This is a genomic window from Duganella aquatilis, from assembly GCF_009674565.1.
GTDB classification, from domain to species: Bacteria; Pseudomonadota; Gammaproteobacteria; order Burkholderiales; family Burkholderiaceae_D; genus Rugamonas; species Rugamonas aquatilis.
In genome coordinates, this window is the sequence record NZ_WKJL01000001.1 from 116,343 (window position 1) to 138,339 (window position 21,997).

General features: G+C 64.5%; 20 protein-coding genes. 18 read left to right on the forward strand and 2 right to left on the reverse strand.

Translation table 11 applies throughout. The features are described from left to right. The first annotated feature begins 36 nt into the window (after positions 1-36). From uppS to GJ698_RS00600, 14 genes are all read left to right on the forward strand, one after another. Positions 37-789 carry a polyprenyl diphosphate synthase gene (uppS, locus tag GJ698_RS00535; protein WP_154355646.1) on the forward strand — a complete coding sequence of 251 codons (753 nt, stop codon included), beginning with the start codon at positions 37-39 and terminating at the stop codon, positions 787-789. Continuing rightward, a complete protein-coding gene (locus tag GJ698_RS00540) occupies positions 789-1,628 on the forward strand; it encodes a phosphatidate cytidylyltransferase (RefSeq protein ID WP_154355647.1) in 840 nt (279 codons plus the stop codon). The genes uppS and GJ698_RS00540 overlap by 1 nt, the downstream gene beginning before the upstream one ends. A gap of 10 nt (positions 1,629-1,638) precedes the next feature. After that, positions 1,639-2,832, forward strand: coding sequence for a 1-deoxy-D-xylulose-5-phosphate reductoisomerase (gene ispC, locus GJ698_RS00545; RefSeq protein ID WP_154355648.1), 1,194 nt, complete (start codon positions 1,639-1,641; stop codon positions 2,830-2,832). Beyond that, positions 2,829-4,184 (forward strand): RIP metalloprotease RseP, encoded by a 1,356-nt coding sequence (gene rseP, locus GJ698_RS00550; protein ID WP_154355649.1) that lies wholly within the window; start codon positions 2,829-2,831, stop codon positions 4,182-4,184. Before ispC ends, rseP begins: the two co-directional genes overlap by 4 nt. Positions 4,185-4,224: 40 nt before the next feature. Further along, the gene (bamA, locus tag GJ698_RS00555; RefSeq protein WP_154355650.1) at positions 4,225-6,561 is read left to right on the forward strand and encodes an outer membrane protein assembly factor BamA; all 2,337 of its coding nucleotides are present in this window, start codon (positions 4,225-4,227) and stop codon (positions 6,559-6,561) included. 67 nt (positions 6,562-6,628) lie between these two features. Further along, positions 6,629-7,132, forward strand: a complete 504-nt coding sequence (locus tag GJ698_RS00560) for an OmpH/Skp family outer membrane protein (RefSeq protein ID WP_154355651.1) — start codon at positions 6,629-6,631, stop codon at positions 7,130-7,132. Between the two features lie 21 nt (positions 7,133-7,153). Continuing rightward, the gene (gene lpxD, locus GJ698_RS00565; RefSeq protein WP_154355652.1) at positions 7,154-8,209 is read left to right on the forward strand and encodes a UDP-3-O-(3-hydroxymyristoyl)glucosamine N-acyltransferase; all 1,056 of its coding nucleotides are present in this window, start codon (positions 7,154-7,156) and stop codon (positions 8,207-8,209) included. Further along, positions 8,206-8,703 (forward strand): 3-hydroxyacyl-ACP dehydratase FabZ, encoded by a 498-nt coding sequence (gene fabZ, locus GJ698_RS00570; protein ID WP_154355653.1) that lies wholly within the window; start codon positions 8,206-8,208, stop codon positions 8,701-8,703. The genes lpxD and fabZ overlap by 4 nt, the downstream gene beginning before the upstream one ends. A gap of 2 nt (positions 8,704-8,705) precedes the next feature. Further along, complete coding sequence (lpxA, locus tag GJ698_RS00575) at positions 8,706-9,497, forward strand: acyl-ACP--UDP-N-acetylglucosamine O-acyltransferase (protein WP_154355654.1); 792 nt, start codon at positions 8,706-8,708, stop codon at positions 9,495-9,497. After that, entirely contained in the window at positions 9,481-10,644 is a 1,164-nt protein-coding gene (gene lpxB / locus GJ698_RS00580; protein WP_371865082.1) for a lipid-A-disaccharide synthase, read from the forward strand. The genes lpxA and lpxB overlap by 17 nt, the downstream gene beginning before the upstream one ends. Further along, entirely contained in the window at positions 10,641-11,261 is a 621-nt protein-coding gene (gene rnhB / locus GJ698_RS00585) for a ribonuclease HII (protein WP_371865083.1), read from the forward strand. Before lpxB ends, rnhB begins: the two co-directional genes overlap by 4 nt. Then, the gene (locus GJ698_RS00590; RefSeq protein ID WP_371865084.1) at positions 11,258-12,043 is read left to right on the forward strand and encodes a TrmH family RNA methyltransferase; all 786 of its coding nucleotides are present in this window, start codon (positions 11,258-11,260) and stop codon (positions 12,041-12,043) included. The genes rnhB and GJ698_RS00590 overlap by 4 nt, the downstream gene beginning before the upstream one ends. A gap of 18 nt (positions 12,044-12,061) precedes the next feature. Further along, positions 12,062-13,261, forward strand: a complete 1,200-nt coding sequence (locus GJ698_RS00595) for an EAL domain-containing response regulator (protein WP_154355655.1) — start codon at positions 12,062-12,064, stop codon at positions 13,259-13,261. Positions 13,262-13,413: 152 nt separating this feature from the next. Then, a complete protein-coding gene (locus tag GJ698_RS00600) occupies positions 13,414-15,828 on the forward strand; it encodes a catalase (RefSeq protein WP_154355656.1) in 2,415 nt (804 codons plus the stop codon). Positions 15,829-15,945: 117 nt separating this feature from the next. On the opposite strand, the gene ppsR is transcribed toward GJ698_RS00600, so the two are convergent. After that, entirely contained in the window at positions 15,946-16,794 is an 849-nt protein-coding gene (gene ppsR / locus GJ698_RS00605; RefSeq protein WP_154355657.1) for a posphoenolpyruvate synthetase regulatory kinase/phosphorylase PpsR, read from the reverse strand. Positions 16,795-16,946: 152 nt separating this feature from the next. On the opposite strand from ppsR, the gene ppsA reads away from it, so the two are divergent. The 4 genes from ppsA to GJ698_RS00625 all read left to right on the forward strand — a co-directional run bounded on the left by ppsA (position 16,947) and on the right by GJ698_RS00625 (position 21,336). Beyond that, positions 16,947-19,376, forward strand: coding sequence for a phosphoenolpyruvate synthase (gene ppsA / locus GJ698_RS00610; protein ID WP_154355658.1), 2,430 nt, complete (start codon positions 16,947-16,949; stop codon positions 19,374-19,376). A 148-nt stretch (positions 19,377-19,524) separates the two neighbouring features. Next, complete coding sequence (locus tag GJ698_RS00615; RefSeq protein WP_154355659.1) at positions 19,525-19,947, forward strand: NfeD family protein; 423 nt, start codon at positions 19,525-19,527, stop codon at positions 19,945-19,947. Between the two features lie 21 nt (positions 19,948-19,968). Further along, positions 19,969-20,919 (forward strand): SPFH domain-containing protein, encoded by a 951-nt coding sequence (locus GJ698_RS00620; RefSeq protein ID WP_154355660.1) that lies wholly within the window; start codon positions 19,969-19,971, stop codon positions 20,917-20,919. A 9-nt stretch (positions 20,920-20,928) separates the two neighbouring features. Then, positions 20,929-21,336 (forward strand): DUF4259 domain-containing protein, encoded by a 408-nt coding sequence (locus GJ698_RS00625; RefSeq protein WP_154355661.1) that lies wholly within the window; start codon positions 20,929-20,931, stop codon positions 21,334-21,336. A 6-nt stretch (positions 21,337-21,342) separates the two neighbouring features. Here the strand turns inward: GJ698_RS00625 and GJ698_RS00630 are convergent, their stop codons facing one another. Continuing rightward, the gene (locus GJ698_RS00630; RefSeq protein ID WP_154355662.1) at positions 21,343-21,954 is read right to left on the reverse strand and encodes a PEPxxWA-CTERM sorting domain-containing protein; all 612 of its coding nucleotides are present in this window, start codon (positions 21,952-21,954) and stop codon (positions 21,343-21,345) included. Positions 21,955-21,997: the final 43 nt, after the last annotated feature.

The following is a 21,997-nucleotide window of genomic DNA, read 5'->3' on the forward strand; positions in this document are numbered from 1 at the left end:
ACCTGCAATACTTTATACTTTGGCACCGAAGTTTTCATGAAATATACGAGTTCGACTACCGAGGTTCCCGACGCACCGGCCGTGCCGCGCCACGTGGCGATCATCATGGACGGCAACGGCCGCTGGGCAACCAAGCGCTTCCTGCCGCGCGTCGGCGGACACGTCAAGGGCGTCGATGCCGTACGCACCGTGGTCGAGGCCTGCGCCCGCCGTGGCGTCGACTACCTGACCCTGTTTGCCTTCAGCTCGGAAAACTGGCGCCGCCCGGAAGAAGAAGTGTCGCTGCTGATGCGCCTGTTCGTCACGGCGCTGGAGCGCGAAGTCTCCAAGCTGCACGCCAACAACATCCGCCTGCGCGTGGTGGGCGACCTGTCCCGCGCCGACGACAAGCTGCAAGGCATGATCGCCGCCGCCGAGCGCAAGACCGCCGCCAACACCCGCATGACGCTGACCGTCTGCTTCAACTACGGCGGCCGCTGGGACATCATGCAGGCCGTCGGCCAGATGGTCAAAGCCCACCCCGGCGCCACCGACTTCAGCGAAGAGCAGCTGGCGCCGCACCTGGCCATGGCCTACGCGCCCGAGCCGGACCTGTTCATCCGCACCGGCGGCGAACAGCGCATCTCGAATTTCCTGCTGTGGCAGCTGGCGTATACCGAGCTGTTCTTTACCGACACCTACTGGCCGGATTTCTCCGCCGCGTGTCTCGACGAGGCGATCGCCTCCTACCAGCACCGCGAGCGGCGATTCGGCCGCACCGGCGCGCAACTGGCTGAAAAGACAAACTGATGCTGAAAACGAGGATTATTACCGCTGTGGTCTTGCTGGCGGTGCTGCTGCCGGTCCTGTTCTTCAACTATTTCCCCGCGTTTGCCCTGGTGGTGACGCTGTTTGTCGGCGCCGCCGTGTGGGAAGGCGCCCGCTTGTTCGGCCTGGCCGAGGGCCGCGCCCGCGTGGCCGGCTTCATCGGCGGCGCGCTGTTCGTGGCGCTGATGTATGCGGCCAAGCCGGGCGCCGTCAACGCGCTGTACGGCGTGGCCGCGCTACTGTGGATCATCCGTTACGCGCCGACCCTGGGCCTGGGCCTGCCGCCGCTGGGCGGCGCCGCCAACTGGTCGCTGTCGATCACCTTCAGTTTCGCCGTGTTCGCCGCCTTCTTCGCGCTGGTCGGCCTGTACCTGCATTCGCCGCTGTACCTGCTGTCGGTGATGGTGCTGGTGTGGATCGCCGACATCGGCGCCTACTTCTCCGGCAAGGCCTTCGGCAAGCGCAAGCTGGCGCCGAGCATCTCGCCGGGCAAGTCGTGGGAAGGCGCCATCGGCGGCGCCATCGCCGTGCTGGCGCTGGCGTCGCTGTCGATCGTGCTGGCGGGCGGCGCCGCGCCGTGGCTGCAGGATACCTTCGCCTTCAGGCTGCAGGCCCGCTTCGGCTGGGCGCTGGCGCTGCTGGTGCTGCTGGTGATCGTGATCTTCTCCGTCATCGGCGACCTGTTCGAATCCCAACTCAAGCGCCGCGCCGGCATCAAGGACAGCAGCAACCTGCTGCCTGGCCACGGCGGCGTGCTTGACCGTGTGGACGCCCTGATCCCGGTGCTGCCGATGGCCGCGCTGATCACGTCCTGGCTCTGAAAGAATTCCCATGCAACGTATTACCGTTTTAGGCGCCACCGGCTCGATCGGCGTATCGACGCTGGACGTGGTGGCGCGCCATCCCGAGCGCTACGCCGTCTACGCCTTGTCCGCGCATAGCCGCGTCGACGAACTGGCGGCGCAGTGCGTGCAGTTCCGTCCCGCGCGCGCGGTGGTCGGCAGCGCCGCCGCCGCCGACCAGCTGGCGGCGCTGCTGCGCGCGGCCGGCGTCAAGACCGATGTGGCGTGGGGCGAGCAGGCCTTGTGCAGCATCGCCAGCGCGCCCGAAGTCGACAGCGTGATGGCCGCCATCGTCGGCGCCGCCGGCCTGGCGCCGACCCTGGCCGCCGCCCGCGCCGGCAAGAAGATCCTGCTGGCGAACAAGGAAGCGCTGGTGATGTCCGGCCAGCTGTTCATGGACGCCGTGCACGAATCGGGCGCCGTGCTGCTGCCGATCGACAGCGAACACAATGCCATCTTCCAGTCGATGCCGCAGTTCGGCGGCCGCGTGCCGGCGGTGCGCGACGACGCGGCCGGCGTGGCCAAGATCCTGCTGACCGCTTCCGGCGGCCCGTTCCTGACGCGCGACGTCGCCACGCTGGACGCGGTGACGCCGGCGCAGGCCTGCAAGCATCCCAACTGGTCGATGGGGCGCAAGATCTCGGTCGACTCGGCCACCATGATGAACAAGGGCCTGGAAGTGATCGAGGCGCACTGGCTGTTCGGCGCCCCGGCCGACCGCATCGAAGTGGTGATCCACCCGCAGTCGGTGATCCACTCGATGGTGTCCTACGTCGACGGCTCGGTGCTGGCGCAGCTGGGCAACCCGGACATGCGCACGCCGATCGCCCACGCCTTGGCCTACCCGGAGCGCATCGCCTCCGGCGTGGCGCAACTTGATCTGACGCAGATCGCCACGCTGCAATTCGAGAAGCCGGACTTCGCGCGCTTCCCGTGCCTGGCGCTGGCGTTCGACGCGCTGCGCGCCGGCGGCACCGCGCCGGCCCTGCTGAACGCCGCCAACGAAGTGGCGGTGCAGGCCTTCCTCGACCTGAAGATCGGCTTCCGCCAGATCGACCGCGTGATCGCGCAGGTGGTCGAACAGCTGCCGCACGGCGCCGCCCACAGCATCGAAGCGGTGCTGGCGCAGGACGCCGCCGCGCGCGCCGCCGCCGACACCATCATCGCCGGACTGGCCCCATGAACTTCCTGCAAACCGTGCTGGCGTTCGCCTTCTGCCTCGGCTCCCTGGTGACGATCCACGAGCTGGGACACTACCTGGTGGCGCGCTGGTGCGGTGTGAAGGTGCTGCGCTTCTCGGTCGGCATGGGCAAGGTGGTGTGGTCGCGCCGTTTCGGCCCGGACCAGACCGAGTGGGCGATTTCCGCGCTGCCGCTGGGCGGCTACGTCAAGATGCTGGACGCCCGCGAGGGCGAGCTGGCCGGCCTGCCGGAAGCGGATTTGCAACGCGAATTCACGCGCCAGAACGTCTGGAAGCGCATCGCCATCGTGGCCGCCGGCCCGCTGGCCAACTTCCTGATCGCCATCCTGCTGTACGCCGGCCTGTTCATGCACGGCGTCGAAGAACCCAGCAGCAAGATCAGCGTGCAGGCCGACGCCAAGGCCTGGCAGGCCGGCCTGCGCAACAACGACGTGGTGGTGGCGGTCAACGAGCAGCCAGTGCGCGTGTGGTCCGAGCTGCGCTGGCAGTTCGTGCAGTCGGCCATCGACAAGCATGCGGCGCGGGTGGCGGTCGAACGTCCGGGCCAGGGCCACGTCAGCCTGACGCTGCCGGCCGAGCTGCTGGCCGGCCTGAATCTCGAAGGCGACGTGCCGGGCCAGTTGGGCATCGGCGTGGCGCGGCCGCCGCCGGTGGTGCTGCAGGTGCTGCCTGGCGGCGCGGCCGAACGCGCCGGCCTGCTGGCGGGCGACCTGCTGGTTGCGGTGGACGGCGTGGCGGTCGGCGACAGCCCGGCCTTCATCGATCGGATACGCGCCGCGCCCGGCCAGGCGGTGCTGGTGACGCTGCAGCGTGCCGGCCAGCCGGTGACGGTCAGCGTGGTGCCGGAAGCGGCACAGGCAAAATCCGGCAAAGGAACTGTAACAGTCGGTAAGATCAACGCGGAGATCGCAAACCGCCCGGATATGATCAAGGTGGCATCATCCCCTGTGGCGGCGCTGGTCAAGGCGGTTCAACGGGTGTGGGAAACCTGCACCATGACGCTGAAAATGATAGCCAAAATGGTCACCGGCGAGGTCTCGCTGAAAAACGTCACGGGACCGATCACCATTGCCGATTATGCCGGCCAGACCGCGCGAATGGGGATGGAGTACTACCTGAGCTTCATCGCCTTCATCAGCATCAGTCTTGGCGTGATGAATTTGCTGCCGATTCCCGTTCTAGACGGGGGGCATTTGCTGTATTATTCGCTGGAAGTTTTAACTGGGCGTTCTGTGCCGGAGCGCGTTGGTGAAATTGCGCAGCGCCTGGGCATGGGGTTGTTACTGACCCTGATGCTGCTGGCGGTGTTTAACGACGTCGCCCGGCTGCTGTAGCTGTAACTGTGTAGTTCTCGTTGATTAGCCATTGAACCCGATGAAAAGATATTCTGACCGTATTACTTCCACTTCCTTGCGCCGCAGCCTGATCGGCGCCGCTGTCCTGGCACTGTGCAGCGGCAGCGCGCTGGCCGTCGAGCCCTTCGTCATCAAAGACATCCGCGTCGAAGGCATTCAGCGTACGGAAGCCGGTACGGTCTTCAGCTATCTGCCGGTGCGCGTCGGCGAGACCTTCAACGACGACAAGTCGATCACCGCCATCAAGGCGCTGTACGCTACCGGCTTCTTCAAGGACGTCAAGCTGGAAAAGGACGGCCAGGTGCTGGTGGTGCTGGTCGAGGAACGCCCGGCCATCGCCAAGGTGGATTTCACCGGCACCAAGGAATTTGAAAAGGACACGCTGGTCAAGGCGCTGAAGGACATCGGCGTCGGCGAAGCCAAGATCTTCGACAAGGCCTCGGTCGACCGCGCCGAGCAGGAATTGAAGCGCCAGTACCTGTCGCACGGCCTGTACGGCGTCAAGGTGGTCACTACCGTCACGCCGCTGGAGCGCAACCGCGTCAACATCACCTTCGCAGTGGACGAGGGCGAAGTCGCCAAGATCAAAGAGATCAACATCGTCGGCAACAAGGTGTTCTCGGACAAGGAGCTGAAGGAAAACCTGGCGCTCAACACCGGCGGCTGGTTCAGCTGGTACACCAAGGCCAACCAGTACTCCAAGACCAAGCTGACCGGCGACATCGAGTCGCTCAAGTCGTTCTACCTGAATCGCGGCTACATCGAGATGAACATCGACTCGACCCAGGTCTCGATCACGCCCGACAAAAAAGACATCTACATCACCATCAACATCACCGAGGGTGAGCAGTACAAGGTATCCGGCATCAAGTTCGAAGGCGAGACCTTCGGCCGCGAGGAAGAGCTGCGCCAGCTGGTGCTGCTGCGCAAAGGCGCGATCTATTCGGGCGAGCTGCTGACCGCCACCAACAAGCTGATTTCGGACCGCCTGGGCACCTTCGGCTACGCCTTCGCCAACGTCAACGCCGATCCGAACATCGACCGCGAAAAACGCGAAGTGGCGTTCACCTTCTTCATCGATCCGGGCAAGCGCGCCTACGTGCGCCACATGAACATCGCCGGCAACACCTCGACCCGCGACGAAGTGATCCGCCGCGAGTTCCGCCAGTTCGAGTCGAGCTGGTACGACGCCAACAAGATCAAGCTGTCGCGCGACCGCGTCGACCGGCTGGGCTACTTCAAGGACGTCACCGTCGACACGCCGGAAGCGCAGGGCACCTCGGACCAGGTGGACGTCAACCTGACCGTGACCGAACGCCCGACCGGCAACTTCCAGATCGGCGGCGCGTTCTCGCAGTCGGAGAAGTTCTCGTTCCAGGCGGCGATCCAGCAGGCCAACTTCGCCGGTTCCGGCACCACCGTGGGCCTGGAGCTGAACACCTCGAAATACAGCCGCACCATTTCGTTCTCGCAGACCGATCCGTACTACACCGACGACGGCGTCTCGCGCGGCTACGAGCTGTATCTGCGTACGCAACAGCCGCCGGCGCTGAACATCGGTTCGTACACCATTAAACAGCAGGGCGGCCGCATCAGCTACGGCGTGCCGTTCTCGGAAGTCGACACCGTGTTCTTCGGCATCGGCCTGGAACGCTCGAAGATCACCACCGACGCCACCTCGCCGACCCGCTTCCGCGAATACGTGACGACCATTACCGGCATCGCCAACGGTATCGGCACCGCTTCCACCAATGCCGTGCCGCTGACCATGGCCTGGGCCCGCGACAGCCGCGACTCGGCGGTGACGCCGACCATCGGCCGCTACCAGCGCGCCAACCTGGAGCTGGACGTCGTCGGCCAGCAGAAATACTACCGCGCCGTGTACGAACACCAGTGGTACAAGCCGCTGTTCTCGAAAGTCACGCTGGCCCTGAAGGGCGAGATCGACTACGGCCACGGCCTGGGCAACAGCAGCTACCCGGTGTTCAAGAACTTCTACGCCGGCGGTATCGGTTCGGTGCGCGGCTACCTGAGCTCCTCGCTGGGCGCGGTCGACTACACCTACGGCGATGCGCTGGGCGGCGCCTCGCGCCTGATCGGCAATGCCGAGCTGCAGCTGCCGTTCCCTGGCTCGGGCCAGGACCGCAGCCTGCGCTGGTTCGGCTTCCTCGACAGCGGCCAGGTGTACCAGGAAGGCCAGAAGATGCGCGCTTCCGAGCTGCGCTACTCGACCGGTCTGGGCATCAGCTGGATTTCGCCGGTGGGTCCGCTGAAACTGAGTTATGCTAAGCCGTTGAACGCCAAGACCGGCGACCGCCTGGAACGCTTCCAGTTCCAGATGGGTACGGGCTTCTAAGCTTGATGATGCCTGTAAGTATCAATTTTTATTTCGGAGAAACATGTTGAAGACTGCATCCGCAACCATGACCAAATATCTCGCCGTGCTTGCACTAGGCTGGTGTGCATTGGCGCCGGTGCAGGCGCAGACCTCGGCGTCGCGCATTGCCTGGATCAGCCCGGAACGCATCTACAACGAATCGAAGCTGGCCAAGCTGGCCGGCGAGAAGTTGCAGGAAGAGTTCAAGAGCCGCGAAAAGGCGATGAACGAGATGGGCGCGCGCCTGAAGACCGCCTCCGAAAAGCTGGAAGCCGACGCCCCGACCTTGAGCGAGGCCGACCGCGTCAAGCGCCAGCGCGACGTGTTTGAGCTGGACAAGGAATACCAGCGCCGCCAGCGCGAGTTCCGCGAAGACCTGAGCCAGCGCACCAACGAGGAGCGCCAGGCGATTTCGGAAAAGGCCACCAAGATCATCAAGCAGCTGGCCAATGTCGAAGGCTTCGACATCGTGCTGCAGGACGCGGTCTGGGCCAGCCCGCGCATCGACATCACCGACAAGGTGCTGAGCGCACTGGACAAAGACAAGTAATAACCAAGATTGGATCTCCCGATGGGCACTCGACTAGGAGCATTGGTCGAACGCTTGGGCGGACAGCTGGTGGGCGACGCGAACCTGGAAGTCTCCGGGATCGCGCCACTGGCGGAAGCCGGCGTTTCGCACATCAGCTTTCTCAGCAATAGCAAACTGCGCGCCGAGGCGTTGCAGAGCCAGGCGGCGGCACTGATCGTGTCGGCCGCCGACGACGCATTCATCGCCGCCGGTTTCAGCGGCGCGCGCATCGTCGTCGCCAACCCGTATGTGTATTTCGCCCGCGCGGCGCAGTATTTCGAATCGCTGACGGCGGTGGCGCCGGCGCCGGGCGTGCACGCCACGGCGGTGGTGGCGGCCAGCGCCAAGGTGGCGCCGTCGGCCCACATCGGCGCGCGCGTGGTGATTGAGGAGGGCGCGGTGATCGGCGAGAACGCCGTGATCGACGCCGGCTGCTACATCGGCCGCGACGCCGTGATCGGCGCCGACACGCACTTCTTCGCCAACGTCACCTTCCACGCGCGCTGCCAGATCGGCAAGCGCGGCATCCTGCATTCGGGGGCGGTGATCGGCACCGACGGTTTCGGCTTCGCCAACGAGGGCGGCGTCTACATCAAGATTCCGCAAACCGGGCGCGTGATGATCGGCGACGACGTCGACATCGGCGCCAACACCAGCATCGACCGCGGCGCGCTGGCCGACACCATCATCGAGGATGGCGTCAAGCTGGACAACCAGATCCAGATCGGCCACAACTGCCATATCGGCGCGCACACGGCGATGGCCGGCTGCGTCGGCGTGGCCGGCAGCGCGAAGATCGGCAAGTACTGCACCTTTGGCGGCGCGGCCATGGTGCTGGGCCACCTGACCATCGTCGACAAGGTGCACGTCGGCTCGGGCAGCATGGTGTCGCGCTCGATCCTGGAACCGGGCCAGTACACCGGCTTCTATCCGCTGGCGAAGAACGCCGAGTGGGAAAAGTCGGCGGCGATCGTCCGCAATCTGTCGACCATGCGCGAGCGTATCCGCGCGCTGGAAAAAATCATCAAGACCAAAACTGAGAATAACGAATCATGACCACTACCCAGCCTGAAACCTCCAAGACGATGGACATCTGCGAGATCAAGTCCTACCTGCCGCACCGCTATCCGCTGCTGCTGGTCGATCGCGTGCTGTCGTACGAAGAGAACAAGTCGATCACCGCCATCAAGAACGTCACCGTCAACGAAGAATTCTTCAACGGCCACTTCCCGCACAAGCCGGTGATGCCGGGCGTGCTGATGATCGAAGCGATGGCGCAGACGGCGGCGCTGCTGTCGTTCAAGACCATGGGCATCAAGCCGGACGAGAATTCGGTGGTGTACTTCGTCGGCATCGACAACGCGCGCTTCAAGCGTCCGGTCGGTCCTGGCGACCAGCTGAAGATGGACATCGAAATCGTGCGCGTATCGCGCGGCATCTGGAAATACAAGGCGGTCGGCTCGGTCGACGGCCAGACCGCGGTGGAAGCGGACCTGATGTGCACCATCCGTAACGCGGCCGACGCGTCGCAGCCTGCCGCAGGACAGTAACCATGGCCAAGATACACGCCACCGCTGTCGTCGACAGCAAGGCCGAACTGCACGACAGCGTGGAGATCGGCCCGTATTCCGTGGTCGGTCCCAACGTCGTCATCGGTTCCGGCACGGTGGTCGGCCCGCACGTGGTCATCGAAGGCCACACCACCATCGGCAGCGACAACAAGTTCTTCCAGTTCTCGTCGATCGGCGCCGCGCCGCAGGACAAGAAGTGGAACGGCGAACCGACCCGCCTGACCATCGGCGACCGCAACACCATTCGCGAATTCTGCACCTTCAACACCGGCACGGTGCAGGACAAGGGCGTGACCTCGCTCGGCAACGACAACTGGATTTCGGCCTACGTCCACCTGGCGCACGACTGCGTGGTGGGCAGCAACACGATCTTCTCGAACAACGCGCAGATCGCCGGCCACGTCGAAATCGGCGACTGGGTGATCATGAGCGGCTTCGCCAATGTGCACCAGTTCTGCAAGATCGGCGCGCACGCGTTTGTCGGCATGAGCACCTCGCTGACCCAGGACGTGCCGCCGTTCGTGCTGTTGAACGGGAATCCGGCGCAGGCGCACGGCGTCAACATCGAAGGCCTGAAACGCCGCGGCTTCACGCGCGAGCAGATCAACGGCATCCGCGCCGCCTACAAGATCATCTACCGCTCCGGCCACACGCTGGAAGAAGCCAAGGCGGCGCTGATCGCCGAAGAGGCGTCGGTACCGGCGGACGTGGCGCTGCACATGCGCGCCATGCGCGAGTTCCTCGATACCGCGAGCCGTGGCATCGTCCGCTGACAAGCTGTCGTTGGCCCTGGTGGCGGGCGAGCCGTCCGGCGACATGCTGGCGGCTCGTTTGCTTTCTGGCCTGCGTCCGCACCTGCCGGATGCGCGCTTCCACGGCATCGGCGGCCCGCAGATGATGGCGCAGGGCTTCGAATCGCACTGGCCGATGGACCAGCTGACGGTGCGCGGCCTGCTGCCGGTGCTGATGCGCTACCGCGAGCTGAAAGGCATCCAGAACACCTTGCGTGACCAGCTGCTGGCCGAGCGTCCGGCGGCCTTCATCGGCGCCGACTATCCGGGCTTTAACCTGGGGCTGGAAGAGCAGCTGAAGGCGGCCGGCATCCCGACCATCCACTACATCGGTCCGCAGATCTGGGCCTGGCGCGGTGGCCGCATCCAGAAAATAATCCGGGCGGTGTCGCACATGCTGGTGGTCTTCCCGTTTGAGGAAGCGATCTACCAGCAGGCCGGCGTGCCGGTCAGCTATGTTGGCCACCCGCTGGCCGAGCTGATTCCGCTGACGCCTGACGAAGGCGCCGCGCGCCGCGCGCTGGGCATGCCGGAAGACTGCAACGTGGTCACCATCATGCCGGGCAGCCGCATGTCCGAATTGAAGTACAACACCGTGGCGTTCGTGCAGGCGGCGAAACTGCTGAAGGCGCGCGACCGCACGCTGCGCTTTATCGCGCCGATGGCCGGCGAACGCCAGCGCGCCTACTTCCTGCAACTGGTGGCGCAGGCCGGCCTGCAGGACGTCGAGATCCAGCTGCTGGACGGCCAGTCGCACACCGCGATCGCTGCCGCCGATGCGGTGCTGGTGGCGTCCGGCACGGCCTCGCTGGAGGTGGCGCTGTTCAAGAAGCCGATGGTCATCGCCTACAAGATGATGGAACTGGAATGGCAGATCCTGCGCCACTTCGGCTACCAGCCGTGGATCGGCATGCCGAACATCCTGGCGCGCGAATTCCTGGTGCCGGAACTGCTGCAGCACGCCGCCAATCCGGAAGCGCTGGCCGAAGCGATGTGGAAGCAGCTGAGCGACGCGCCGCACCGCCTTCGCCTGGCGCAGCGGTTCACCGACATGCATCACAGCCTGCTGCGCAACAGCGCGGTGGAAAGCGCAGCCGCCGTGCTGCGCGTCATTGAAAGAGCAAAGTGAAGAATCAAACTCTGGGCCTGTTCGACGACCTGCCGGCATCGCCCGATGAAATCATCTGCGGCGTCGACGAGGCGGGTCGCGGTCCGCTGGCCGGCCCGGTATTCGCGGCCGCCGTCATCCTCGACGTCTCGCGCCCGATCGAAGGCCTGCGCGACTCGAAAAAGCTGACCGAAGCCAAGCGTGACATGCTGGCGCCGCTGATCAAGCAGCACGCGCTGGCGTGGGCGATTGCCGAGGCATCGGAAGAAGAAATCGACAAGCTGAATATCCTGCAGGCGTCGATGCTGGCGATGCGCCGCGCGGTGGAAGCGCTGAGCACCGTGCCGACGCTGGCCCTGATCGACGGCAACCGCTGCCCGGTGATGAAAATCCAGAGCATCGCCATCGTCGGCGGCGACGACAAGGTGGATGCGATTTCGGCCGCCTCGATCCTGGCCAAGACCGCGCGCGACGCCGCGCTGGTGACGCTGCACGCGCAGTATCCGCAATACTGCTTCGACCAGCACAAGGGCTACGGCACCGCGCTGCACCTGGAACGCCTGCGCGAGCACGGGCCGTCGCCGGTGCACCGTCGTTCCTTCGCGCCGGTGCGCGCCTTGCTGGAGGTGAAACTGTGAAGACGATTACCTCGCGCGACAACGCGCAATACAAGGAACTGGTCAAGCTGGCCGGCAGCTCGCAGGCGCGCCGCAAGTCCGGCCGCACGCTGCTGGACGGCGTGCACCTGTGCCAGTCCTACCTGCAACTGCGTGGCCTGCCGGAACAGTGCGTGGTCAGCGAAGGCTCGCTGCAGAATCCTGAAGTGATGGACATCATCGGCCAGCTGGAAGCGCAGCGCGCGCACGTGCTGGCGCTGCCGGATGCGCTGTACAACGCCGTCAGCCAGGTCGAACATGGCGTCGGCGTGATGTTCCTGATCGCCACGCCGGAGCGCGCGGTGACGGCGCCGGTGAGCGTGTCGGCGGTGCTGCTGGACGGCGTGCAGGATCCCGGCAACGTCGGCTCCATCCTGCGCAGCGCGGCGGCGGCGGGCATCACGCAAGTCTATTGCAGCGCCGGCACCGCGTTCTGCTGGTCGCCGAAAGTGCTGCGCGCGGCGATGGGCGCGCACTTCGTGCTGGATATTTTCGAAAATGTCGACCTGGCGGAACTGGTACGCGGCGCCAAGGTGCAGACCCTGGCCACCAGCGGCTACGCCACGCAGCGCCTGTACGACGTCGACCTGCGCGCGCCGACCGCCTGGCTGTTCGGCCACGAAGGGCAGGGCGTGGCGGACGACCTGCTGTCGATGGCGACGCACCAGGTGGTGATACCGCACCTGGGCCAGGTGGAGTCGCTCAACGTCGCCGCCTGCGCCGCGGTTTGCTTTTTCGAGCAAGTAAGGCAGAATCAGGCCTAAGCACACCTAGGAGCCGTCATGGACATCGCGCAGTTGCACTTTCTGGTAGCCGAAGGAGATCAGGTTCAACGCCACGCGCTGGCGGACATCCTGGTGCATCTCGGCGTCGGCCGGATCACGCAGGCGCCGGACGGCCACACCGCGCTGCGCCACTTCAATGCCGGCATCACGCCGGCGGTGGACATCGCCATCATCGACCTGGCCCTGCCGGGCATGGATGCGCTGGAACTGATACGGCGCCTGGGCGAAGCCCAATGCCGCGCCGGCGTCATCGTGGTCGGCGCGCAGACCAACGCCGTGCTGTTCTCGGTGGAGACCATGGCCGACGCATATGGCGTCAACGTGCTGGGAGCGATCGGCAAACCGGTCATCGGCAGCCGCCTGGTGGCGCTGATCCAGAACTACCTGCAACCGGGCGAAGCGCAAGGCGCGCACGAACCGGCGCCGGCGCTGTCGTTCGCCGAAGTGGGGCAGGGCTTGCAGAACCGCGAATTCGATCCCTTCTTCCAGCCGAAGATCGAACTGGAAACCGGCCAGGTGAAAGGCCTGGAGATGTTCGCGCGCTGGCGCCATCCGCTGTATGGCGTACTGGGACCGGCGTCGTTCATGCCGGCGCTGGAAGCGGCGCGACGCGTCGACTTCCTCGACTGGACCATGATCGAAAAATCGGTGCTGGCCTGCCGTACGCTGCATGACCGCGGCGTGCCGATATCGGTGTCGATCAATGTCGACCAGACCACGCTGGCGCATCCGCAGTTCATGGAGCAGATCGCGGCCTGCCTGGAACGGCATCAGATCATGGCCGACTACATCACCTTCGAAATGCCCGAATCGGCGGTGTTGAGCACCGACCCGCACTTCCTCGAACGCCTGCTGCGGCTGCGGATGAAAGGCTTCGGCCTGGCGATCGACGACTACGGCACCGGGCGCAGCAACCTGCAACTGCTGGCGCGCATTCCGTTTTCGGAGCTGAAGATCGACCGCAGTTTCGTCGACGGCGCCTCCAAGCGCGCGGCGATCGGCACCGTGCTGCGCTCCTGCCTCGGCCTGGCGCGCAGCCTGGACCGGCGCTCGGTGGCGGTCGGCGTCGAGACCAAGCAGGACTGGGACTTCCTGCAAAGCCTGGGCTGCACCTACGCCCAGGGCTACTACATCGCCAAACCGATGCCGGTCGAAGACTTCCCCGCCTGGCTGGCCGACTGGCAGCACTTCTTCTAAAACCGGGGTCAGTTCTGCCAATCGCACACGGGCTCATGTACCAATGGCAGAACTGACCCCGGATTGAGGCTGATCAAACACACTCAGCCTTAACCGTCGCACACTCGATGCCCTGCCTCCCGCCGGGGAGGCGCCCACATTCGAGGTGCGACATGGCTAAACGTAAGAACAACGGTGGCGTGGTGGACGGCGCCGGTTCCATCCTGAGTACAGTCGCCGGACCTGCCACACCGCCGCATCCGTCGCGACTCGGTCCGTCGAATCCCATTTCAGACCAGTTGCTGGAGAAGGTCGCCGGCGACGCAAAGCTGGCCGCCGAGCGTCCGTTCAACGCCACCAAGGCGCTGGAATACGGCGAGGCGGCCTACACGCCGCATACCGGTGAAACGCATGCGGCGCCGACGCCCATCGCGACCGCCGGCACCAGCACCGAAACCATCGCCTCCGAAAAGGTCGGCGACGGCCAGCCCGACATCGGCGACAACGCCATCAACCGTCCGCTGGACCGCGTGCGTGTCGACGACACGGCGCGCGAGCTGACCACCAACCAGGGCGTCCCGGTCGCCGACAACCAGAACTCCCTGAAAGCCGGCTTGCGCGGCCCGACGCTGATGGAAGACTTCATCCTGCGCGAAAAAATTACGCACTTCGACCACGAGCGTATTCCCGAGCGCGTGGTGCACGCGCGCGGCTCGGCCGCCCATGGCTACTTCGAAAGCTATGACGACCTGCGCGCCATCACCCGCGCCGCGCCATTCGCCGCCGTCGGCAAGCGCACGCCGGTGTTCGTGCGCTTCTCCACCGTTGCCGGCGAACGCGGCTCGGCCGACACGGTGCGCGACGTGCGCGGTTTCGCCGTCAAGTTCTACACCGATGACGGCAACTGGGATTTGGTCGGCAATAACATGCCGGTGTTCTTCATCCAGGATGCGATGAAGTTCCCGGACCTGATCCACTCGGTCAAGCCGGAGCCGCACAACGGCATGCCGCAGGCGGCCAGCGCGCATGACACGTTCTGGGACTTCGCCTCGCTCAGTCCCGAAATCGCGCACATGCTGATGTGGCATACGTCCGACCGCGCCATCCCGCGCAGCTACAGGACCATGCAGGGCTTCGGCGTGCACACCTTCCGGCTGGTGAACGCCAAGGGCGAATGGGTGTTCTGCAAATTTCACTGGACGCCGCTGGCCGGCACCTATTCGCTGGTGTGGGACGAAGCGGCGCGGCTGACCGGCGCCGATCCGGACTTTCATCGCCGCGATTTGTGGGAAGCCATCGATAGCGGCCAGTTCCCCGAGTGGGAGCTGGGCCTGCAGATCTTCACCGAGGAACAGGCGGCGCAGTTCCCGTTCGACGTACTCGATCCGACCAAGATCGTGCCGGAGGAGATGGTGGCGGTACGCACCGTCGGCAAGCTGGTGCTGGACCGGAATCCGGACAACTTCTTCGCCGAGACCGAGCAGGTGGCCTTCTGCGCGGCGCATGTGGTGCCGGGCATCGACTTCACCAACGATCCGCTGCTGCAAGGGCGCATCCATTCGTACATCGACACGCAGATCAGCCGCCTGGGCGGCGCCAACTTCCACGAGATCCCGATCAACACGCCGGTGGCGCAGATTCATAACAATCAGCGCGACGGCATTCATCGGCAGCAGATCAACCGTGGGCGCGTGAGTTACGAGCCGAATTCGCTGGCCGGCGGCTGTCCGTTTCAGGCCGGCGCGCGCGGTTTCGTCAGCGTGCCGGAGCCGTCGCAGGGCAACGAGGTGCGCGGCAAGCCGGAGCTGTTTGCCGACCACTATTCGCAGGCGCGCCTGTTCTGGATCAGCCAGAGCGTGACCGAGCAGCGCCACATCATCGGCGCCTTCCGCTTCGAGCTGACGCGGGTGCAGACGCCGGCCATCCGCCGTCGCACGCTGGCCTTGCTGGCGAATATCGACGCCGGGCTGGCCGCCGCCGTGGCCGATGGACTGGGCATGGAAGTGCCGCCACCGCTGCCACCGGCCACGGACCGGCCGCCGTATGATTATCCGCCGTCGTCGGCGCTGTCGCTGTTCGCGCGGCCCGGCAATGTCGGTATTCGCACGAAACGCGTGGCGTTGCTGGTGGCGGCCGGGGTGGACGGTGTGCAGGTGCGCAAGCTGTATGCGGCGCTGCTGGACCAGGGTGCGGTGCCGCGCCTTGTGGGGCAGAAGATCGGCGCGCTGGCCTCGTACACCGATGCGCCGCTGGATGTGGAGATCAGCCTGGAGACCGGGCCGTCGGTGTTGTGGGATGGCGTGATTGTTCCCGACTGCGCGGATGCGCGCGATGCGTTGAGCCGTGACGCCAGTGCGCTGGAATTCGTGAAGCTGCAATACCGGCACGGCAAGCCGCTTCTGGCGCTGGGCAGCGGTGGGGAGTTGCTGAAGGCGGCCAAGATCCCGCGCAAGCTGGCGCATGGGGTGCCGGACCCCGGGGTGATCGTCGCGGAACCCGGCGACGTTGCGGAAGCCCTGGAGCGGTTCAGATCCGTGCTGGGGCAGCATCGCGTGTACGCGCGCGAAACGGATCCGGCACGCGTTTAACCCGCACGCTTTAGCTACGACACTCGCGTTACCACTTAGGGGGCCAGTCCGCAGGACTGGCGGGCGGAGCCCTATCCGGACCCTGGGTCAGACCCCACCTGGCCGTGCGGGGCTGCGCTAGTACTCGCGCCGGTCCGGCTTGATTTCCTGCAGGATGGTGGTGGAAATCTCTTCAATCGACTTGGTGGTCGACGACAGCCAGCGTATGCCTTCGCGCTTCATCATCGCCTCGGCCTCGTTGACCTCATAGCGGCAATTCTCCAACGCCGCATACTTGCTGCCCGCGCGCCGCTCGTTGCGGATCTCGGTCAAGCGCTCCGGCGTAATGGTCAGCCCGAAAATCTTCGCCTTGAACTCATACAGCGACGACGGCAACCGCCCCCGCTCGAAATCGTCCGGAATCAGCGGATAGTTGGCCGCCTTGATCCCATACTGCATCGCCAGATACAAACTGGTGGGCGTCTTGCCCGAGCGCGACACGCCCACCAGGATCACATCGGCCTCCGACAGATTCTTGTGCGACTGCCCGTCATCATGCGCCAGCGAGAAGTTGATTGCCTCGATGCGGTTCTTGTACTCCTCGCTGTCGACGATATTGTGCGAGCGGCCAATGGTATGGGTCGACTTCACGCCCAGTTCTTGTTCCAGTGGGGCAACAAAGGTCTGGAACATGTCCATATACATGCCTTTGCATTGCCGTATGACATCGGACAGCTGCGTGTGCACCAGCGTCGAGAAGACGATCGGGCGTTGACCATCAGTCGCAAACGCCTCGTTGATCTTGCGCACCGCGTCGTGCGCCTTGTCCAGCGTGTCGATGAACGGCAGCCGCACCTGGCGGAAGCGCAGCTCGAACTGGGTCAGCACGGAGTGACCAAAGGTTTCGGCGGTGATGCCGGTGCCGTCGGATACGAAGAAGACGGTGCGGGCGGCGGAGGGCAGGGGTTGTCGTTGTTCTTGTGTCATGTAGAGGAGGCTATCGGTATTGTGAATCGTCAATTCGCGCCACAGGCTGTAGAATAATCGCCATAGGTAAGATTGTGCTGCACGACGAACAGAATAACAAGAAACAAGTCTGCGCCTTGCTGGAAGATTTCTATCATCAAAAAGGTGTAATTATGTCCAACGCAGCATTGAAGGAGCAAAACAACGAAGCGGTCTACGTTGCCTCGTTTGAACACTTGCGCATGACGGATGTCGAATCCGTCGGCGGCAAGAACGCCTCGCTCGGCGAGATGATCAGCCAGCTGGCCGGCGCCGGCGTGCGCGTGCCGGGCGGCTTTGCCACCACGGCCCAGGCTTTCCGCGACTTCCTGTCGCACAGCGTGGCCGGTGGCAAGTCGCTGGCCGACCGTATCGCCGACCGCCTGTCGGATCTGAACATCGACGACGTGCGCTCGCTGGCGCAGGCCGGCGCCGAGATCCGCCAGTGGATCGTCGACACGCCGTTCCAGCCGCGCCTGGAAGCCGAGATCAAGACCTATTACGAACAACTGGTGGCCGATTCGTCGACCGAAATGTCGTTCGCCGTGCGCTCCTCGGCCACCGCCGAAGACTTGCCGGATGCCTCGTTCGCCGGCCAGCAGGAGACCTTCCTCAACGTGGTCGGCATCGACAACGTGCTGGACGCGATGAAGCACGTCTTCGCTTCGCTGTACAACGACCGCGCGATCTCGTACCGCGTACACAAGGGCTTCACCCACGCCGAAGTGGCGCTATCGGCCGGCGTGCAGCGCATGGTGCGTTCCGACCTGGGCGCCGCCGGCGTCATGTTCACCATCGACACCGAGTCCGGCTTCAAGGACGTGGTGTTCGTCACCTCCAGCTATGGTCTGGGCGAGACGGTGGTGCAGGGCGCGGTCAATCCGGACGAATTCTACGTCCACAAACCGATGCTGGAAAAAGGCAAATCGCCTGTCATCCGCCGCAACATCGGCTCCAAGCTGCTGAAGATGGAATTCACCAGCGAAGCCAAGGCTGGCCGTTCGGTGAAGACCGTCGACGTGCCGGTCGAGCTGCGCAACCGCTATTCGCTGAACGACGAGGAAGTGGTGGAGCTGGCCAAGTACGCGGTCATCATCGAGAACCACTACGGCCGTCCGATGGATATCGAGTGGGGCAAGGATGGCCGCGACGGCAAGCTGTACATCCTGCAGGCGCGTCCTGAAACCGTCAAGTCGCAGCAGAAGGCGACCGACGTGCAGCAGCGCTTCAAGCTGAAATCGAGCGGCACCGTGCTGGCCTCCGGCCGCGCCATCGGCCAGAAGATCGGCGCCGGTCCGGTGCGCGTGATTCACGATCCGGCCGACATGGAACGCGTGCAGCCAGGCGACGTGCTGGTGGCCGACATGACCGACCCGAACTGGGAGCCGGTGATGAAGCGTGCTTCCGCCATCGTCACCAACCGTGGCGGCCGTACCTGCCACGCGGCGATCATCGCGCGTGAACTGGGCGTGCCGGCGGTGGTCGGCTGCGGCGATGCGACCGAAGTGCTGAAAGACGGCACCTTCGTCACCGTGTCCTGCGCCGAAGGCGATGAGGGCAAGATCTACGACGGCCTGCTGGAAACCGAAGTGTCCGAAGTGGCGCGCGGCGAGCTGCCCAAGCTGCCGACCAAGATCATGCTCAACGTCGGCAATCCGCAGCTGGCGTTCGACTTCCAGTCGGTGCCGAACGCCGGCGTCGGCCTGGCGCGCCTGGAGTTCATCATCAATAACAATATTGGTGTGCACCCGAAAGCGATCCTGGAATATCCGAACATCGACGCCGACCTGAAGAAAGCAGTGGAGTCGGTCGCACGCGGCCACGCTTCGCCGAAAGCCTTCTACGTCGACAAGCTGGCCGAGGGCATCGCCACCATCGCTGCGGCGTTCTGGCCGAAACCAGTGATCGTGCGCCTGTCGGACTTCAAGTCCAACGAGTACAAGAAACTGATCGGCGGTTCGCGCTACGAACCGGATGAAGAAAATCCGATGCTGGGCTTCCGCGGCGCGGCGCGCTACCTGGCCGCCGACTTCGCCGGCGCCTTCGAAATGGAATGCGCCGCCATGAAACGCGTGCGCAACGACATGGGCCTGACCAACGTCGAGATCATGGTGCCGTTCGTGCGTACGCTGGGCCAGGCTGAAAAAGTCGTGGACCTGCTGGGCAAAAACGGCCTGGTGCGCGGCGAGAACGGCCTGCGCCTGATCATGATGTGCGAAGTGCCATCCAACGCGATTCTGGCGGAGCGCTTCCTGGAGCACTTCGACGGCTTCTCGATCGGTTCCAACGACCTGACCCAGCTGACGCTGGGCCTGGACCGCGATTCCGGCATGGCGCTGCTGGCGGCCGACTTTGACGAGCGCGACGATGCTGTCAAGGCGCTGCTGTCGCAGGCGATCCAGGCTTGCCGCAAGCAGGGCAAGTACATCGGCATCTGCGGCCAGGGGCCATCGGATCATCCGGACTTCGCCGCCTGGCTGATGGAGCAGGGCATCGAATCGATGTCGCTGAACCCGGACTCGGTGATCGACACCTGGCAGAAACTGGCCAGCCTGCAGAAGTAATAAAGTGTTGACGCACGCTGTAAATGGTATAGACTGGAGTTATCGAATTTAGTAGCAAAAAACTCTATCAATACCATTTGTACAGTAGCAAAAACCCTCGCAGCCCATTCCGGGAAGCGAGGGTTTTTGCATTTGAAAGGAGAGCATCATGGCTGACTGGAGCTACTGGCTGGCTGCCGCCGGTGTGACGGTGATACTGGAACTGTTCAGCGGCACGTTCTATTTGCTGATGATCGCCATCGGCCTGGCGGCCGGTGCGCTTGCCGCAGCGCTGGGATTCGGCGAAGCGGTGGCGCTGCTGGTGGCGGCGCTGGTCGGCAGCGCCGCCACCCTGGCGCTGCGCCGCAGCCGCTACGGCCGCCAGCAGGAGCGCGTGCAGGCCGAGCGCGATCCCAACGTCAACCTCGACATCGGTCAAACCGTCCACGTGCCGGCATGGCAGGATGGCGCAGCGCGCGTGATGTATCGCGGCGCGCTGTGGGACGTGGAATTGGCGCCGGGCGCCGCCGCCACGCCCGGCCAGTACACGATACGCGAAGTACGCGGCAGCCGCCTGATCGTGGCGGCTTAAGATTCACTCACGGAGAACTACATGGACATCAGTATCGGTAACGTCACCTTCATCCTGTTTATTCTGGCGCTGGTATTCGTCTTCAAAACCATCAACGTGGTGCCGCAGCAGCACGCGTGGGTGGTCGAGCGTCTCGGAAAATACCACGCCACGCTGGGGCCGGGCCTCAACATCGTGATTCCGTTTGTCGACCGCATCGCCTACAAGCACGTGCTGAAGGAGATTCCGCTCGACGTGCCGCCGCAGGTCTGCATCACGCGCGACAACACGCAACTGCAGGTGGACGGCATTTTGTACTTCCAGATCACCGACGCCATGCGCGCCTCGTACGGCTCGTCCAATTACATCGCCGCCATCACCCAGCTGGCGCAGACCACGCTGCGCTCCGTTATCGGCCGCATGGAACTGGACAAGACTTTCGAGGAGCGCGAGCACATCAACACCGCCATCGTCAACGCGATCGACGAGTCGGCCGCCAACTGGGGCGTGAAGGTGCTGCGCTACGAGATCAAGGACTTGACGCCGCCGAAAGAGATCCTGCACGCGATGCAGGCGCAGATCACCGCCGAGCGTGAAAAGCGCGCGCTGATCGCGGCGTCGGAAGGCCGCAAGCAGGAGCAGATCAACATCGCCAGCGGCGAACGCGAAGCGCAGATCGCCCGTTCCGAAGGCGACAAGCAGGCCGCCATCAACCGCGCGCAGGGCCAGGCGGCGGCGATTGTCGCGCTGGCGGAAGCGAATGCCTCGGCGCTGCGCCAGGTCGGCGCAGCGATCCGCGAGCCGGGCGGCGAGGATGCGGTCAACCTCAAGGTGGCGGAACAATATGTCGGCGCCTTCGGCCAGCTTGCCAAGACCAATAATTCGATTATCATACCGGCCAATCTGGGCGATATGAGCGGCCTGATCGCCACCGCGATGCAGGTGGTGAAGACGCAAAAAGACGCGCCGCTCGTCAAGCCCGCCAAAGCATAAGGAGCAGGCATGGGTACATGGGCGGTAGACGCATTCGGCAATGACTACGCTCAGGACTGGGCGGAGGACCTGCACGAAACAGGCAATCTGGACGCGGTGGAAGACACCCTCAACACCGCGCTGGACACGCCGGGCGAACTCGATGCGCCGTTTGCCGCCGAAGCGCTGGTGGCGATCGAAGTGCTGGCGCGCCTGCAAGGCAAGGGCGGTCCGCGCAGCGAAGACAGCGCATCCGTCGATGAATGGGTGGCGGCGCGCAAGCCGAAGGCCAAGCCGCGCGCCGACCTGGCCGACAAGGCAGCGCGCGCGCTGGAGCGCATCCTGTCGGAGGAGTCCGAGCTGCGCGCGCTGTGGGAAGAGAGCGAACACTACGAGGCGTGGCGCGCCTCGGTCGAAGACCTGCGCGCCCGCCTGTAGCCTGGCTTATTGCTTGCGGCGGCGGGCGACGGCGCCCACCATGCCCAGGCCCAGCAACATCATGGCGTAGGTTTCAGGTTCCGGCACGGCGGACGTCAGCGAAATGTGGTCCAGCGAGGTGCCCAGGCCGTCGCTGGCGCCCACCGCCTGGAAGTTCAGCGTTTCCGCATGGCCGGTGCCGATCAGCGTGTAGGTGACCGTCTGCCAGCCGCCGCCCAACGAGTTGTTCACGGTCGCCACCGTATTGCCGCCCCAGCTTACCTGCAGGCCTTGGGACGAGGTCGGCACGTTGACGCGATCCTGGAAATCGAACGTCAGCGTGTAGTGCTGGTTCAGCACCGTGTTGACCGTCTGGCTCATGGAGCTGTTGGCCGAGGTATCCAGCTCGACGAAGTTGAAGCCGTTCGACGCCACGCCCTCGACGTTGTTGCGCAGTTCGATGCCATAAGCACCACCGGTCCAGCCGGTCAGGTTGCTGTAGATGTTCCAGCTGTTGTTGGGCTGCGCGTTCAACTCGAAGCTGCCGTTGGTCAGCAGTTCGGTGGCGGCGTGCGCGGCGGAGCCGCTGGCCAGCAGGGCGGCGACGGCGACAGCTTGAAGCAGTTTGGTGGTTTTCATGGCGTATCCCAGGTTGTTGTTGTATGGAAATTTAAATTTCTCA

Excerpts from the sequence above, each read along its gene's own strand:
- uppS (WP_154355646.1), top strand. The coding sequence starts at position 37 with ATGAAATATACGAGTTCGACTACCGAGGTTCCCGACGCACCGGCCGTG.
- GJ698_RS00540 (WP_154355647.1), top strand. The coding sequence starts at position 789 with ATGCTGAAAACGAGGATTATTACCGCTGTGGTCTTGCTGGCGGTGCTG.
- ispC (WP_154355648.1), top strand. The coding sequence starts at position 1,639 with ATGCAACGTATTACCGTTTTAGGCGCCACCGGCTCGATCGGCGTATCG.
- rseP (WP_154355649.1), top strand. The coding sequence starts at position 2,829 with ATGAACTTCCTGCAAACCGTGCTGGCGTTCGCCTTCTGCCTCGGCTCC.
- bamA (WP_154355650.1), top strand. The coding sequence starts at position 4,225 with ATGAAAAGATATTCTGACCGTATTACTTCCACTTCCTTGCGCCGCAGC.
- GJ698_RS00560 (WP_154355651.1), top strand. The coding sequence starts at position 6,629 with ATGACCAAATATCTCGCCGTGCTTGCACTAGGCTGGTGTGCATTGGCG.
- lpxD (WP_154355652.1), top strand. The coding sequence starts at position 7,154 with ATGGGCACTCGACTAGGAGCATTGGTCGAACGCTTGGGCGGACAGCTG.
- fabZ (WP_154355653.1), top strand. The coding sequence starts at position 8,206 with ATGACCACTACCCAGCCTGAAACCTCCAAGACGATGGACATCTGCGAG.
- lpxA (WP_154355654.1), top strand. The coding sequence starts at position 8,706 with ATGGCCAAGATACACGCCACCGCTGTCGTCGACAGCAAGGCCGAACTG.
- GJ698_RS00595 (WP_154355655.1), top strand. The coding sequence starts at position 12,062 with ATGGACATCGCGCAGTTGCACTTTCTGGTAGCCGAAGGAGATCAGGTT.
- GJ698_RS00600 (WP_154355656.1), top strand. The coding sequence starts at position 13,414 with ATGGCTAAACGTAAGAACAACGGTGGCGTGGTGGACGGCGCCGGTTCC.
- ppsR (WP_154355657.1), bottom strand. The coding sequence starts at position 16,794 with ATGACACAAGAACAACGACAACCCCTGCCCTCCGCCGCCCGCACCGTC.
- ppsA (WP_154355658.1), top strand. The coding sequence starts at position 16,947 with ATGTCCAACGCAGCATTGAAGGAGCAAAACAACGAAGCGGTCTACGTT.
- GJ698_RS00615 (WP_154355659.1), top strand. The coding sequence starts at position 19,525 with ATGGCTGACTGGAGCTACTGGCTGGCTGCCGCCGGTGTGACGGTGATA.
- GJ698_RS00620 (WP_154355660.1), top strand. The coding sequence starts at position 19,969 with ATGGACATCAGTATCGGTAACGTCACCTTCATCCTGTTTATTCTGGCG.
- GJ698_RS00625 (WP_154355661.1), top strand. The coding sequence starts at position 20,929 with ATGGGTACATGGGCGGTAGACGCATTCGGCAATGACTACGCTCAGGAC.
- GJ698_RS00630 (WP_154355662.1), bottom strand. The coding sequence starts at position 21,954 with ATGAAAACCACCAAACTGCTTCAAGCTGTCGCCGTCGCCGCCCTGCTG.